Raw genomic sequence first — 15,252 nt, 5'->3', positions numbered from 1 at the left:
AAACTGTGTTATCTAGTAGCAGATTTATACGCCAATCATTAGAATTGCATCTTTTTTTTGCAAGAATTATGAAGGAACACTCATTTTTTTTACAAATAGGTTTTACACCAAGGGACAAGAACTTTATAGCAATTGCAGATGGTTTTAGAATGCAATTTGACATTCTTTTAGCAGAAACTATAGCTCTTTCAAATGGTGTAGTTAGTAATAAAGTATTACAATCTGGTGAAGTATTTACACCTTTTACAAAAAAAGCCGAAGAAGCTACAACATTTTTTACAGGAGTAAAAATTCCAATAAATCTTACTAAGGCAGAGCAATGCTTAGAGGGTAGCTGCCAAATGAAATGCAACAATAAGATTCTCGAGGAAAGAGTATGTTTGCTTAATAATAAAGCAATTGGATTAACTAAAGGCTTAATAGCATTTAAGAGCACGTTATTACGTGATGTTTTATGTTGTAAAGTATTTACAGTTAATTATCCTTTGCTTATTGATCATATTTTAAGAGAAGCAAAATTTTATTGTAGACTAGTTAAAAGGCTTCAAAACCGTGAAGAAATTAATCTAGAAAGAGAGGCATTTGAGCAAGAAGCTTTCTGGAACAGAATTATGGCTGAACATTCAAAATTCATACGTGTACTTCTTGACCCAACTGAAGAAGAACTAATAAATGCAGCAAATAACTTTGCTCATGAGTTTGATGAGTTAACAAGAGATGCTAAAAAAGCTATGGATAAATGCATTCCAATTTCAGAAGTTACAGAGGAAAGTTTAGAAGAAACTAAAGCAATCAGAAAGTTTAAGGCACAAGCCACCAAAGGATTACTTCAATGTAAAATCAAATCAATAATAATACCATTATTGGGTGACCATACTTTGCGTGAAGCAAATCATTATTTACGTTTATTAAAAATATTTAGAAAAGTACCAGAAATGGACTATGAAGTGGATTATAAAATGAATTTTGAATAAGTCTGATTTTGAAATATAGTCTAGTGTAAACTCTTGGCTATGCGATTAAGGTCTTTACTTGTGGGGTAGAGGCCTTTGTAATTGAATCAAAAGGATCAAGTTTCTTTTGATTACGAACTAATTAATAAGTTATTTGATACCTATTTAGAAAAAGGATTTACTTATTTTGATACTGCCTACACATATCATGGCTATCATGCTGAATAAGGAATACGCAAGGCTTTGGTGGAACGCTTATAAGTGTACCAGAAGAGGCTGAAAAATTAATGAAAAATTATAATCCAGCTGCTTCTACTGCAAGTTGGGCTCTCCGATATGCAGCCAGCCAAAAGGGAGTATTTCGCGTATTAAGTGGAATGAACAGTATGGAACAAGTAGAGGATAATACTTCATTTATGGATGATTTTGTGCCTTTAATTGAAGAATAAAAGAAAGAAGCTATAGCGTTTTTTCAATAGTTTTGTTATACCTTAGAGTGCATCCTGAAATGGGTAGGTTTTTCCTTGCTAAACTAATATGTAATTACTTATCATTTGGTATATAATTATAATGTAATTTAGTAGAATGGGAGTAAAATTAATGAATATACGTGATTTAATCATATACAATAAAACAATGCCAAAAAGAGAAGCAGCGTATGTAGATTACCCGAGTAATTTGTCACAAGAATTATGCGGGTACTTTTCTCAAAAAGGGATTGAGAAGCTGTATTGTCATCAAGCAGAAATGTTTGAAAAAGCAATGAAGGGTCATAATATTGTGATAACCACATCTACCGCAAGTGGAAAAACCCTTAGCTTTTTGCTCCCGGTTATCCAAGAAATTTTATCAAATCCTCTTGCAAGAGCAATTTTTATATATCCTACAAAGGCACTTGCAAGTGATCAGTATCGTGCCATCTTACCATACTTAGAATATTTCGGGGATAACAGGGTTTCAGCAGGTGTATATGATGGGGATACGACTGTAAATGAAAGAAGTAGAATTAGAAAAAATGCTAATATTATTTTAACTAATCCGGAAATGATAAATGCTGCATTTTTACCGAATCACAGTAAATTTGGGTTCGATTTTATATTTTCTAATTTAAAATATGTAGTAATTGATGAGTTGCATACGTATAGAGGAGCATTTGGTTCACATCTTGCAAATGTATTTAGAAGACTTGGAAGAGTATGTAGATATTATAATTCATCACCACAATATCTATGTAGTTCAGCAACCATAGCAAATCCTGTTGAATTGGCAGAAGAAATTTGTGGGCAGAAATTCATTCAAGTTAATAAGGATGGTTCACCAGCTCCACAGAAAAAATACATGCTTATACAACCTCCAAAGATTATGGGCCATGATAAAAAATATTATGGACAGGTGCAGTCAACATCAGTTGCTGCTGATTTAATACCTGATTTAGTGGAAAATGATAATAGTTTTATTGCTTTTGCTAAATCAAGAAGAAATGTTGAAGTGGTATTAAAGGAATCAAGAGATAAATTAGAGATGGAAAACTTTTTTGGAGCGTCCTTGAAAGATAAGATTTCTGGATACAGGGGAGGTTATACTCCACTGGAGCGTAAAGAAATTGAAAATAAAATGATTACAGGAGTTCTACGTGGATTAGTATCTACCAATGCATTAGAACTAGGTATAGATATTGGGAAAATTGATACAACAGTAATTGTTGGATACCCAGGAACGAGAGCATCTTTCTGGCAACAAACAGGTAGAGCAGGTAGAAGTGGAAAAGAGTCTACAAATTATTTAATTCTAGATAATCTGCCTTTTGATCAATATATAGCAATTAATCCAGACTGGCTTTTTGAAAGTGGAAGTGAAAATGCAGTTATCGATAAGAATAATCTTTTAATTGAGCTTGCTCATATACGTGCAGCAGCTGCTGAAATACCTTTAACCTTAGATGATATTTCGATTTTTCCAGACCTCGGAGAAACGATTCCTGTTTTAATTAGAGCAAGTGAATTAACCAATCAGGGTGGAAAGTTTACATGGAGTGGTAATTCATTTCCAGCAGGAGATTTCAGTTTAAGAAATATTGATAAAGCCAGATACAAACTTATTAATAAAGAAAATAATAAAGAAATTACAGAAATGGATGAAATGCAGGCCTTCCGTGAAGTTCATAATGGAGCAATTTATATGCATGATGGCGTTCAGTATCAGGTTATAAAACTTGATTTGGAAAGTAGAACTGCATTTGCGATTGCCTTTAATGGAAATTATTACACAATGCCTGGAGGCATTACAAATATAAGGATTATTCAAGGCAGTAAAGGTATGGATTATAAACGCACTAAAGTTACATTTGGAGATGTAAATGTTGATGAGATAGTTTATATGTATAAAAAGCTTCAGTTTCATAATCATCAGAACTTAGGCTTTGAACAATTAGAAAAACCATTATCAAAGGATTATGATACGGAAAGCACTTGGATAAAGATTCCCGACAATGTTGTTACGGTATATAGAAGACTGCTTCAAGAAAGCCCAAATGGAATGATTATAAGAAATAACCATTTTGAAGGTGTGTGTTTTGCTATAAAAAATGCAGCAATGATGGCCACAATGACAGAGCAGGAAGATATTGGTGTTGTAATGTCTAACAATGCAATAGAAATAAGGCAAAATTATGATGATGAAGTATATATGTTTATTTATGATAAGTATGTAGGGGGCCTCGGTTATGCAGAAAAAGTATTTGATTTAACTGCACAAATTATTGAAGATGCGATTAAGATGGTCGGTGGATGCAAATGCGAAAATGGCTGCGCTGCATGTATTGGAGATTATCAATTAAATAAAGCTATGGTTCTATGGGGACTCAAGAATTTATTAGAAGAGTTAGAGGCGCCTAAGAATATTAAGCTAGTGGAATACGCGCCATCGACCTTTATTAAAAAGCCATTCAAATTTAATGAACTACAGGAAAAATGGAAAGAATTTTGTGAATATATGCAGGCGAATGGAGATGCATTTGCAAAATTTTTAAGTACAATTCCTGAAGTTGAGATAGACAATCGAACTATAACCTTAGTTATGCATAATGCTTTTTATGGAGAATGGGTAATGGAAGATAGTAATAAAAAAAGCATAATAAATATTATTTCTTTCCATACAGAGGCTCCAGCAGGAATTGAATTAAGTATCAGACTAGAAGAAACGAAGACAGATGATGACAGAAAAAATATAAAAAATAAATTACAGAGAAGATATGAAGATCTTGTTGAATAGGAGGCTTCCATGCATTATGAGAAACAATTAGAGAGATTAAATGAATATCAGAGAGAAGCAGTGATTAATGAAAGTGATGCGTGTATTGTAAATGCAAATGTTGGGAGTGGAAAAACTACAGTCTTAATTTCAAAAATTATATATCTTCATTATGAAAAAAATATCAGCTATAAAGATATGATTGTTTTGACCTTTACTAATAAAGCAGCAAATGAGATTAAAGAAAGATTAATTGATTCTGATGATAGTATACAATTAGAAGAGCTTGAGGGCTTTGGAACCTTTCATAGTGTTGCACTTTATTTGTTGAAAAATGCATTGACTATTGAAAAGTTAGGATATGTAAAAGATTTTCTAGTGATAGAGCCAAAAGAGGAATTAGATATTGCTATGCAGATCATACAGGAAGAAAAGCTGAAAATTAAATATAAAAACCGATTAATAAAACGGCTAGAGCAGGCAATGTCTATTGAGAAAGAAGAGGAAAAGATTTCACGATATGATGATGATATATTTAAGCTGGTTCAGTTACTAAAAGAAGAAAAAATAAAACAGAATAAGATGACATTTTCAGATATATTGCTAAATGCAAATATTTTATTAGATTATTATAAGATAGAGCCAAAGTGGATTATTATTGATGAGGTTCAAGATAGTGATAAACTACAACTTGATTTCATTGATAAATTAAAAAGTGAGAGTACCAAATTATTTGCAGTAGGTGATCCCAATCAGGTTATATATAGTTGGCGTGGAAGTTCATTGAATGTGGTTTATACATTAAAGCATAAATATGATGCAAAGGAACTGTCTCTTCCAATAAGCTACCGCTCTAGTAGCTCTATTTTAGAAGCAGCAAGGTGTTTTCAGCAGAGTGGAAATAGCTTGATAGGAGCACGGGAAGCTGGAAATAAAATCGTAGTGAAAAATCAGTATAATCCATTTAATGAAGCATGTTATCTGGTAGATAAGATTAAAGAAATACATAAATCAGGTGTACCATATAAGGAAATTGCAATTTTTTATAGATTACAGAATCAATCTCAGGTTTTTGAAGATGTATTTTTGAAAAATAAAATTCCATTTGAAGTATCCATGAAGAAAAATATACGTGATATTCCTGTCTTAAACTGGGTGATTAAACTATTTCGTGTTTGTGTAAATCCTAATGATTTCACGTCTGCAATATATGTTCTTAGCAATAAGTATTATGGGGAAAGGATGACAGAAAAAGCTGCAAGGAAAATAGTGAAAGAACAGAATATAGTTAAGTCAGAGTTGCTTGAAAAAATGCATAAATTCCTTAGTGAATGTGCTGATTTTAATAAATCAGATGAACTTTATAATTATTTTGAATTTGATAAATATATCAAACCAACTGTAGCTACATATAAAGAAGACAAAGAATCCATTTGTACTTTACTAGATATAATCATGGAATATGTGAAGGAAAAGCAAATGCAATTTCTAAGTGGACTAAGAGATTTTATAAACTCCTCAGCATTATATGGTGTGAATATCTTGCAAAAGGATATAAATAGTGATAAGGATTCAGTTAAGCTGATGACGTTACATGCATCTAAGGGATTAGAGTTTTCATATGTTTTTATTACAGGCGTTAATTATGGCTTAATTCCATTGCATACAAGAGATATGGAGGAAGAAGAGGAGCAAAGATTATTTTTTGTTGGAATTACAAGAGCAAAAGATTATTTAGAACTTTCCTATTATACAAATCCTGATTATCACAGAGCAGCCTCAGGAGAAAGCAGATATATTCATATGATTCCGCAAAAGTTAATACAAAATGATAAGGTCAAAAGTGAGAGTGTAAATTTGCAGGAACTAAAGAAACAAATTCAAGAGGCAAAGGCTGAAGGAAAGAAAGAAGAAACTATAATTGTTGAACCAGTAGTTGAAGTAGTAGATCAGGTATCTATAAAACAGGTAAGCCATAAGAAATATGGGACAGGAAAAGTTCTAAAAGAAGATGACATGATGATTGAAGTGGAATTTGATAATTATGGAATAAAAGAATTTATAAAAGCCTTTAGTGAGTTGGAATTTTTATAAAGTGAAAATTTTCAACTTAGTTTGCTATGCAAAAGGATTAATTATTCACAAATTCTATAATACCTTCATATTTTATTAGTAAAAAATAATTAAAGGTGTGCAATGAAAAAAAGATTTGGAACAGCGCTAAATTGTATTGATGGTAGGACGCAAATTCCTATAATAAATTGGTTGAAAGAAAACTTTGATGTGGATTATGTGGACTTAATTACAGAACCTGGAATGGATAAAGTATTAGCTCAAGATCAATTGGATATGATTGAAAGGTTAAAAGAGAATGTTATAATTTCAATAACAGCTCATAAGTCCAATGTAGTTGCTGTATCAGGACATTATGATTGTGCTGCAAATCCTGTTAGTGACAGAGAACATTTTAAAGATATAATAGCATCAACACAGATAGTAAAATCATGGGGACTTCCAGTTACAGTAGTTGGTCTATGGATCGATGATGTTTGGCGTGTACATGTTGTAGATATTTATATATGATGTATAGAAAATAATTAATCAAAATACCGTATTATTCAGGAACGAATATAAGTTGAGTTTCCTTTAAAAACAACTCCTGATTTTACAAAATCTAGATAAATAATAATTATAATGACTTATCATATAAGTCAGCAGAGAAAAGCTATCAATATTACAATGAATTTATGTGGAATGTCAGATATGCAGAATGTATTTCATTGGATGAAACAATTAAAAGAATGAAATAGCTAAATTCAAATATGTATAAAAAAATTATGCAAGGAAAAAAGTGAAATTAAAATTATGGAATTAGCAAGGAACCAGTGCTTTCAGACGATAGAATAAAAGAGATTATAGAGCATGCTGTGAAACATACTCCATCAGCATTTAACTCACAAAGTGCAAGAGTAGTTTTATTACTTGAAAATCAACATGATAAATTGTGGGATATTGCAAAAGAAGCTTTAAGAAAAATTGTACCAGCAGATAAATTTAGTGAAACTGAAGACAAGATAAATTCTATATATGTATACTGTTCAATGCAGAGGGATTTGAAAGGAGAAAAAATGAATTATTTAGCTCATATATATCTTTCAGATAATAGTGAAGAAAATATGTTGGGAAATTTTTTGGGGGATTTTGATTGCTAAAAAATTTTCTAATACAAGGCATCCCTTAATAAATCCTATTGATGAGCTTATTAATAATTATGAAAGTTTTGAAAATGACTTTAAATGTTTTTATCCGAGTGTAATTGAATATGCAAATGAACTCAAAATAATTCTTTAGTAGCGTATTTTCCTTAAAAATGAAACTCATGATAAGTTAGTATTGTCGTGAGTTTCTTTATTTACCTCAATATATTCCTTTTGAATAGAATTTAGTTTTACAATTTCATTTACATCATTGAGTTGTATAAATGTTTTAAGATTACTATTATTATCAATTACTATTAAAGTAACAACAGTGTTTGGAGTTATAAGTTTAGCAGTAGCACTACTATAACCACTGAAATTAGAGAAATCATAGATACCTTGTTTATAAGTATTTGAAATGGCGGGAATTGATTGTGCTTGTGTAATTGTAGCAAAGGTAAATATAGATATTAAAAACACCATTAAAAACTTCTTTATTATCATAACGCACACTTCCATAAAGTTCTTAAATTCAAATAAAATTTATATTTCATGTCAGAAAATTAAAAATAAGAACGAATAGTATATTGAGTGTATAAAAACCAATTAACATATATGCCTTAATATGAAATTGAATAACACTCCTAATATATTATACCCATTTACATAAAATGCCCTGTAAAGTCGAAGTGTTAAGCTTGTTCTTAAGATAATATGTAGACGATACGGGGTATTTTAAACGTAATAGTTTTTCATAATTTATGCATTAAATATATCTATTAATATAAAGGTTGTTATTTTATGGGAGTATAAACACAATATTATATTAATGTGTATTTGTATTTGGGAGAAGACAATGTGAGTAATTTAGAAGATGTTGAAAAAACAGTTTATAAAATGAGACAAGCGTTATATGCAATAATAGATAAAAAAGAAAATGAAGCACTGTGTTATTTAAATAGATAGTATCTACTGATTTATTTGCAATACTGTATTAAATTTTATGTGAGGTGAAGCATATGAGTAATGACGTAAATATAATATTAGAAAAAATAAAGGAAACACCAGTAATGCGTTCTGGTAAGCAATCAATAGTATGGTTATCTACCAACGACGTAAAATTGAGTGCTGAGAGTTTTAGTGAAGCTATTGAGTACATATGGGAACATAACTTGGTTAAAATATTGAAAGTAGAACGTAGAAGTATCTATATAGTAAAGATATATGTAGATGTCACAACGTAATTTTTGAGAACTCTATTTCTAGAGTTCTTTTATTAGGCTTATAAGTCAATAGAAACCCAAAAATATATTTTGAAAAAGTGATAACATTTCCATAGCAAGGGGATATATAATATCTACTAATTTAATATATAATTTGTAATATTTAGAAGGAATAAAATAAGTCAGCTTTTATATAATTAATTATATAAAAGGAAGTGAAAAATATGGATAACAACGTAAATGTGATATTAGAAAAAATAAAGGTATCACCGATAATACAATCTTGTAGAAAGTCAATAGTAATATTATCTAGTAACGATGTAAATTTGAGTGCAGAAGATTTTAATAAAGCTGTTGAGTATATATGGGAAAATAGTTTAGTTAGAATATTAAAAGTAGAACGCAAAAATATATATATAATAAAAATATATGCAGATGTTGCTTAGTAAATATTCAGAACTCTAGAAATAGAGTTCTTTTAATATATCAGCGGTATGCATCAATTTGTTATTTGGACAGCGCTTGAAATTGAAGGATTTGGAGCATCTTTGCAACATTATAACGAGCTTATTGAAAATGACATAAAGAAAGAATGGAGTATACCTGACAGCTGGAAGATTATTGGACAAATGCCATTTGGAAAACCAACAGCAGAACCAGATGAAAAGCAATTTTTTCCATTAGAAGAACGTATAAAAGTATTTAAATAACATTTACTAAATAGCTATGACCTACTTACAGATATTTCTCCTTTACCAACGATTATAAGAAGATCCCCATCTTTAATATAACCCAGGTTGATAACCTCATTAAGGGTATCAAATCTTTTGAAAAATTTCTGATTACCATTTGAATCAATTATTAACAGAGTTGAAGGAGGAGTTCCTGCAAGTTTAGCAGTAGCTAGAAATTTCTTTGGTTCAGAAATATTATATATACCTTGTTTATATGTATTTGATATAAAAACAGCTTTTGGAATTTCTGTAAGAGCAAATGTAGATATTAAAAAAACTATTATAAATAATCTTAACTTCATTATGTACACCTCACTTTTTAATATTTTGTGTAAATTTGATGAAAAAATACGTTGTATTAATTTCAGCTAACTTTTGTAAGTATAGTTTTATGAATATTAATAGAAGCTTATCCGATTATGGATAAGCTTCTATAATTTCACCTAAAGCTAAGCTACATCGTACTTAGTAACTTGTCTTTGAGTTAATTGAGCAGCAGATTTTTTAACTAAATCACCAGAATTTGTTCTAAAGATGTTCTTAGCAATAATAACATCCATAAGAGCAATAGCTTGTGCTTCAGTAATAGTAGGTTTTACCCCACTAACACTTAAAGTAGTCTTTAAACCGTACTCAGTCAAAAAAGTCATAGATAAAGAATATTTCATTTAATTCACCTCCCTTCACTCAATTTACAATTAAGCATTGATTAAGCTTGAAGATTCATTTACAAAATAGTCTCTAGTTGAAGCTTGTAAAACACCTTTAATAGCTTCAGCTGTGTCAAAGACGTTTTGAGTAGTGGCATCTGTTTTAACATTGGAAAAAGTCTTTTTACTATAGATCGCATATAGGAATAGGTAAGGCTTTGATATAATCGCTACCTTTTCCCCTCCTTCGCACCGTACGTGAGAGTTTCCAGCTCATACGGCGCTCCAACAATAATTATCTTTTAACTAAATAACTGAATTTCCTACTAACATTCTTAAAGAATTAACACGTTTTAACCCTTTGTTATCAAGGGACAATAAACCTAGGTATTTATCAATAATATCTTGTTCTATAGCATGTACTAGTTTATGAGCTTTGCCACATAGCCAAACAAGGTTTTCATATTTATCAGTTCCACCTTCGCTTTTCATTATCTTATGATGACATTCCATATTATCCGTTTCTAAATCTAAACCTGTTATGTAGCATTTTCCTCTTTGTCCTACAACTAGAGATATTCGATTATCGTTGAATTCAGCAGTTTTACTATTATTCACGGTTTCTAATAGATACTTAATCAAGTGAGAGTATCCCTTTAGTTTATTGTGAATTGCAATTCTGCCTTGCTCAGTGTAGTTGCATATCTCTTGACTAAAATTCATAGGTGGTTTAGTTTTACATCCGTAAATAGGGAAGACCGACACGTTGCAAACGGTCCGCACTTTGCCATGATAATTACCATATAAACGCATATAGGTTTCAGTAAAATTAGGTCTATTGGTTATTATATTCCTTAATCGTATTTCCAAGGTTTTTGTAACTAAGAAATTAACTCTATGAAAATCTATATTTACATAAGTAGCAATGCTATAATAATTATGGCTACCTAATATTATAGAATTCAGTCTTGAAACTTCTTTGCCGTTTCTTGATTTTTGAATTACTTTTATTTGATTTTTCATATTATTAATGGTAGATTTTATTGCTTTATCGCATATTCGACTTTGACAAACATACTTACCCCTTTTAGGTTTAACAGTTAGTTTGAAGCCTAAAAATTCAGTATAATTTTTTCTTAGATTAGTTACTTTAGATTTATCAGGACTTATTTCTAAATCTAATCTATCTTTTAACCATAATCTCGTAGCATTATATATTTTCTGTGCAGTTTTATAATCTCTGCAGAAAAGTTTAAAATCATCAGCGTATCTTACTAACCAGACTTCTTTTAAATTGGTTTTTCTAAGTACCCCATGCTTTTTGTTTTTATTGCTATAAGTGCGCTTAGATTTGAAAGTTTCCCACTGGGAGCTTATCCACCAATCTAATTCATTAAGGACAACATTAGATAGTAAAGGACTTATTATACCACCTTGTGGAGTTCCTTTGGTGGGAATACCTATACCTTCAACCTCAGATTTTAGAATCTTACCTAGTATACTAATTAAGTTTTTATCCTGTATGCCTAAATTCCATAATTGCTTTTTAAGTTTGCTATGGTTTACATTATCAAAGAACCCTTTTATATCAATATCTACGACATAATGTAAATGAGCCATATTTATTAGCTGCATACTTCTAGCTATAGCATGTTCAGTTGACCTATTTGGTCTAAAGCCATAACTATATTTATGGAATTTAGCTTCGCATATTGGTTCTAGTACTTGCTTAATACATTGTTGAATGATTCTATCATCAATGCAAGGAATTCCAAGAGGTCTTAACTTACCATTTTGTTTAGGAATTTCAACTCTTCGAACACTTTTAGGAGTATAGTTAGCAAATTTTCTTTGTATATATTCAGTAAAGTTACTTGTTTCCATGTCTTCAAAGTGAGTTATATCAAGTTTATCCGTCCCAACGGTAGTTGAGCCTTTATTTCTCTTAATATTTCTGTATGCTAATAAGATATTGTTATCAGAAATTATATATTGCATTAGATTTCTAAATTTATAATTACTACACGATTGTTTATAAAGTTCGTCAAACGCGCTTTGCATAGCGTAATATTCATTATTTCTTAGTACCTGTCTTTTCTCTAATTGTATGCTTTCCTTCAAGTCTACTACTTCCTCCTTTGTAAAAATACAAAGTGAGTTTCATATCTCTTAGTCTTACCCGAACCTTGAATTATTCAGTATTTAATTATCAAATAACAATTGTCTAGTGGCTATTGCTTAAATTACCATTACAGTAATTATTACAGCTTCATGCCACCACTTTCACTTGGATTAAGATAAGTTATATGTTTTTACATTTTCCTTATCACTACTTCACAGGCAGTAAAACCTCCATATTCCAAGCTTTCCTTGTTCCGTTATTACTATCTTTACATATATCCTTAGGTCATTGGTATGAGCCTGTAAGCTTGATAGTGCCTGTAACACTATATGGATTTTCATACAGGCGAGTTTTACTAATCCACACTTACGACACGAATGTGTTATATTCATTTCTAAATATACAAAGTTTAGACCCGTACATTCCCAATTTCGTCAGTTCCCGCTGGAACATCCTAACCATAGATATTTTATAGACCCAAGCTCTATCACCACTCGACCACCTCTGGTTCGCATTTCGTGTGAATATAAATATTCACTTACGGTAGCTCTCAAGCCTTTTAACGAGCTTATAACAAATAACTATGTACTTAATTAAATGCTATTCGTAACTTTGGGAAGGCATTTCAAGGCGTTACCCAATCATTCTACCTCTTGTAATAACAGTTCTAGTTAAAGTATTTAACTAGGCTAGTTTTGTAGTAAACCCACGCTTACCTTTGTCTAGCAACAAGTCGCACCGCCTGCTTTATCTGTCCCGCTTTGGAATTCAATGCTTAGTGACGCAGTTTTGATTGATTTTGTTACAGTCATGTTTTTTTCTCCTTTCATTTTGTTTTCATAGAGGATATATGTGTGGTAATGAATTATTACATATTATTTTTAAATTATTTATTTTTGAGAAGTTAAATTATCTTATCTTATATATTTACACAATATAAAATATTCAAGTATTAAAAATAGATTATTGTGTACCACCTTCATTTAAGATGTAATTATGATAATGATCTAAAGCAATATCAACTATGCTGCTAACACATACATTGATGTCTGGATGCACATTTTTTAGTTCATTTATTTTTCTTATTGTAGAGTCTCGAAGGGTATAGGTTCTTTTTATAGTTGGAGTTTCTCCATCGATTGGTGGAGTTGCACGATTAGGAAGAGGAGTTCGTCTATTATCAAATATATCTTTGGTAGAACTATAAATGTTTTTTACTTGTTCAAATTCAGTGGTGTTAGTTTCGGTCTTAATGTTATCCTTAGAAATATTATTATCATTACTTTTTATTTCTGTGTTAAGTTCATGGACTTGAGTTTCAGAATCATAACTAAAAGAAAAGGATGAAACTACATCTAAAGCTATAGGAGCTTTATCAGTAAATCCATATACTTCACCTTCATCATATTCAAAGTCATTTTTTGGTGGCTGTAAATCTTTTTTCTTTGCTATACATTCCATGTCCTCCTTGAGTAAATTTATTTAAAACTGTAATTTTGATAGCCTATTAATAAGGATATATGTTAGTTTATTGAAAATTCTAAAGTTCTAAAAAATTTTAGAATTTTAGAATTTGCTTGTAAAATGCGGGTTAAGGAGATAGCAAGTGAAAAAAAGGAAACTCGACTCACATACGTTCGCTGAGTGCTCACAGAGTAAGCGACCATCATCTAAAAATCAAATAGCATTAGCGATTAAAAATTCTACTTTAGGGGATATGATGAGATGCTCTTTATTAGTAGAAGGGGTGATTAGAGAATGCGAGGGATGTACACTTAGCTGTATTTGTGAATGTATTGATGATGCTCTTGAAGCTTATGTAGAAGAGACCACAGAAGTTGTTAGCACTTTTAATATTGAGTAAGACAGAATAAAAATAGACAAGATCAATATGGGCAAAAAAAAATCTAAGGCAATTCAAATTGCACTCTATCTAGTAGATATGGTGCAGTCAATTTAGCCTTGGATTTTTTTGATGCATTTTCATTTTAATTTTAATCATCAATTAATTTAAATAATTAGAAATTTTTTTCAAAGCAACCTTCTTTCTAAGATTAGCAGTAGAGTAACACATATTCTTAATGTAAGCATAAGTTTGAACGGTATTATTTTTGTAGAATATAAAATCAACAAGCGCCTTTTCATCTTCATCTAAATTGCTAAGAGCCAATCTTAAATCTTCATAATCACATTCATCACTCAATAAATCCTCTAAGCTGATATCCTGTGAGGGCAAATCTTTTTCAACATCATCATGTAAACTTATGGCATCGCTGCCTTCAGTTGCACTTCTAATTTTAATTCTTTTTATTAAATCATTCATATTATTCTTAATTGCATTAGTGGCATAAGCAACAAATCTATGTTTTTCTAAATTGTATAAGGAAAGGCATTTAAAGAGTGATTGGTAACATTCATGTTGAAGATCATGCATTTCATATCCATCTATAAATGTTCTGCTAGTAAGATTAAATATTAAAGGCTTAAATTCATCAATTAATTTTTCTTTTGAAAGCTTATCACCATTTTTAGATTTAGTAACTAATTCTTCAATATAATCAAAATCCATGTACAAACCTCCTGATGTTTAGAATTAATAAGGTGATTGATTCCATCTATAAGTTAAATGTAAAAATATCCCTTGCAATTATTATATATGATAAAAAGTTAGATATCTTATATATTTCAATGTGAAATTTTAAAAAGAGGTGTGTTAAAGATTAATATAAAAACTTTATAGTAAATTTAGTATAAATTATGTCAAATGAACTTGGAACTCAGGCATATTATGAAAAGAGTGTGGAGATATATCAGTAAATAAACTAGTAAAATAATTAGTGGGATTAGATAAAAGCATAGCCAATTAACTTTTTTCAAAATTCTTAAACAATTAAGCATTTAACTCTAAACAAATACATTTTATCTGATGTCTAGCCGCTGTAACACTCCAACTTCTATAAGTGTAAGATAACAGCGGCACGACCCTAGATAAGTTCAACTAAGATTCAAATGGGGATCAAACCCCATCTGAATCAAGTTTCACTTGATAAAACTAATTGTAGACTATCTAGTTGAAAATGGTTTGATAGATGATAACAAAATATTACAACAAAAACCATTTAGA

14 protein-coding genes and 5 pseudogenes are annotated in these 15,252 nt (G+C 30.4%); 12 read left to right on the top strand and 7 right to left on the bottom strand.

The genetic code is table 11. The annotated features are described in order from the left end of the window. The first annotated feature begins 5 nt into the window (after positions 1-5). From DIC82_14710 to DIC82_14675, 8 genes and pseudogenes are all read left to right on the top strand, one after another. Positions 6-974, top strand: a complete 969-nt coding sequence (locus DIC82_14710) for a hypothetical protein (protein AWK52171.1) — start codon at positions 6-8, stop codon at positions 972-974. A 75-nt stretch (positions 975-1,049) separates the two neighbouring features. Then, positions 1,050-1,399: pseudogene (locus DIC82_14705) on the top strand (hypothetical protein). Between the two features lie 154 nt (positions 1,400-1,553). Beyond that, positions 1,554-4,223, top strand: a complete 2,670-nt coding sequence (locus DIC82_14700) for a DEAD/DEAH box helicase (GenBank protein ID AWK52170.1) — start codon at positions 1,554-1,556, stop codon at positions 4,221-4,223. Between the two features lie 9 nt (positions 4,224-4,232). Further along, positions 4,233-6,296: a DNA helicase UvrD gene (locus DIC82_14695; protein AWK52169.1), complete on the top strand. Its 2,064-nt coding sequence runs from the start codon at positions 4,233-4,235 to the stop codon at positions 6,294-6,296. 102 nt (positions 6,297-6,398) lie between these two features. Further along, positions 6,399-6,785, top strand: coding sequence for a hypothetical protein (locus tag DIC82_14690; GenBank protein ID AWK52168.1), 387 nt, complete (start codon positions 6,399-6,401; stop codon positions 6,783-6,785). Between the two features lie 122 nt (positions 6,786-6,907). Beyond that, a pseudogene (locus DIC82_14685) lies at positions 6,908-7,012 on the top strand (amidohydrolase). A 60-nt stretch (positions 7,013-7,072) separates the two neighbouring features. Continuing rightward, positions 7,073-7,285: pseudogene (locus DIC82_14680) on the top strand (nitroreductase). 45 nt (positions 7,286-7,330) lie between these two features. Beyond that, positions 7,331-7,553: pseudogene (locus DIC82_14675) on the top strand (hypothetical protein). A 26-nt stretch (positions 7,554-7,579) separates the two neighbouring features. Here the strand turns inward: DIC82_14675 and DIC82_14670 are convergent. Continuing rightward, the gene (locus DIC82_14670; GenBank protein ID AWK52167.1) at positions 7,580-7,918 is read right to left on the bottom strand and encodes a hypothetical protein; all 339 of its coding nucleotides are present in this window, start codon (positions 7,916-7,918) and stop codon (positions 7,580-7,582) included. Between the two features lie 500 nt (positions 7,919-8,418). Between DIC82_14670 and DIC82_14665 the strand changes: the two genes are divergently transcribed. The 3 genes and pseudogenes from DIC82_14665 (at position 8,419) to DIC82_14655 (ending at position 9,332) form a co-directional block, all read left to right on the top strand. Beyond that, complete coding sequence (locus DIC82_14665; GenBank protein AWK52166.1) at positions 8,419-8,643, top strand: hypothetical protein; 225 nt, start codon at positions 8,419-8,421, stop codon at positions 8,641-8,643. A gap of 203 nt (positions 8,644-8,846) precedes the next feature. Next, positions 8,847-9,068, top strand: a complete 222-nt coding sequence (locus tag DIC82_14660) for a hypothetical protein (GenBank protein AWK52165.1) — start codon at positions 8,847-8,849, stop codon at positions 9,066-9,068. 42 nt (positions 9,069-9,110) lie between these two features. Next, positions 9,111-9,332, top strand: a pseudogene (locus DIC82_14655) (nitroreductase). 14 nt (positions 9,333-9,346) lie between these two features. On the opposite strand, the gene DIC82_14650 reads toward DIC82_14655, so the two are convergent. The 5 genes from DIC82_14650 to DIC82_14630 form a co-directional block, all read right to left on the bottom strand. Next, positions 9,347-9,658, bottom strand: coding sequence for a hypothetical protein (locus tag DIC82_14650; protein ID AWK52164.1), 312 nt, complete (start codon positions 9,656-9,658; stop codon positions 9,347-9,349). Between the two features lie 147 nt (positions 9,659-9,805). Beyond that, positions 9,806-10,024: a DUF2922 domain-containing protein gene (locus DIC82_14645; GenBank protein ID AWK52163.1), complete on the bottom strand. Its 219-nt coding sequence runs from the start codon at positions 10,022-10,024 to the stop codon at positions 9,806-9,808. Positions 10,025-10,054: 30 nt separating this feature from the next. Then, positions 10,055-10,234 carry a hypothetical protein gene (locus tag DIC82_14640; GenBank protein ID AWK53101.1) on the bottom strand — a complete coding sequence of 60 codons (180 nt, stop codon included), beginning with the start codon at positions 10,232-10,234 and terminating at the stop codon, positions 10,055-10,057. A 78-nt stretch (positions 10,235-10,312) separates the two neighbouring features. Continuing rightward, positions 10,313-12,067, bottom strand: coding sequence for a group II intron reverse transcriptase/maturase (ltrA, locus tag DIC82_14635; protein ID AWK53100.1), 1,755 nt, complete (start codon positions 12,065-12,067; stop codon positions 10,313-10,315). Between the two features lie 1,024 nt (positions 12,068-13,091). Next, on the bottom strand, positions 13,092-13,580 hold the full coding sequence (locus DIC82_14630; protein AWK53099.1) for a hypothetical protein: 489 nt from the start codon (positions 13,578-13,580) through the stop codon (positions 13,092-13,094). Positions 13,581-13,809: 229 nt separating this feature from the next. On the opposite strand from DIC82_14630, the gene DIC82_14625 reads away from it, so the two are divergent. Beyond that, a complete protein-coding gene (locus DIC82_14625; protein ID AWK53098.1) occupies positions 13,810-13,992 on the top strand; it encodes a hypothetical protein in 183 nt (60 codons plus the stop codon). A 141-nt stretch (positions 13,993-14,133) separates the two neighbouring features. Here DIC82_14625 and DIC82_14620 read toward each other — a convergent pair whose 3' ends face one another. Beyond that, a complete protein-coding gene (locus tag DIC82_14620; protein AWK52162.1) occupies positions 14,134-14,697 on the bottom strand; it encodes a sigma-70 family RNA polymerase sigma factor in 564 nt (187 codons plus the stop codon). Between the last annotated feature and the right edge of the window lie 555 nt (positions 14,698-15,252).

The organism is Clostridium beijerinckii (genome assembly GCA_003129525.1).
GTDB lineage: Bacteria > Bacillota > Clostridia > Clostridiales > Clostridiaceae > Clostridium > Clostridium beijerinckii_D.
This window is presented reverse-complemented; position numbering and strand designations above follow the sequence as displayed.

Excerpts from the sequence above, each read along its gene's own strand:
- DIC82_14700 (AWK52170.1), top strand. The coding sequence starts at position 1,554 with ATGAATATACGTGATTTAATCATATACAATAAAACAATGCCAAAAAGA.
- DIC82_14695 (AWK52169.1), top strand. The coding sequence starts at position 4,233 with ATGCATTATGAGAAACAATTAGAGAGATTAAATGAATATCAGAGAGAA.
- DIC82_14690 (AWK52168.1), top strand. The coding sequence starts at position 6,399 with ATGAAAAAAAGATTTGGAACAGCGCTAAATTGTATTGATGGTAGGACG.
- DIC82_14670 (AWK52167.1), bottom strand. The coding sequence starts at position 7,918 with ATGGAAGTGTGCGTTATGATAATAAAGAAGTTTTTAATGGTGTTTTTA.
- DIC82_14665 (AWK52166.1), top strand. The coding sequence starts at position 8,419 with ATGAGTAATGACGTAAATATAATATTAGAAAAAATAAAGGAAACACCA.
- DIC82_14660 (AWK52165.1), top strand. The coding sequence starts at position 8,847 with ATGGATAACAACGTAAATGTGATATTAGAAAAAATAAAGGTATCACCG.
- DIC82_14650 (AWK52164.1), bottom strand. The coding sequence starts at position 9,658 with ATGAAGTTAAGATTATTTATAATAGTTTTTTTAATATCTACATTTGCT.
- DIC82_14645 (AWK52163.1), bottom strand. The coding sequence starts at position 10,024 with ATGAAATATTCTTTATCTATGACTTTTTTGACTGAGTACGGTTTAAAG.
- ltrA (AWK53100.1), bottom strand. The coding sequence starts at position 12,067 with ATGCAAAGCGCGTTTGACGAACTTTATAAACAATCGTGTAGTAATTAT.
- DIC82_14620 (AWK52162.1), bottom strand. The coding sequence starts at position 14,697 with ATGGATTTTGATTATATTGAAGAATTAGTTACTAAATCTAAAAATGGT.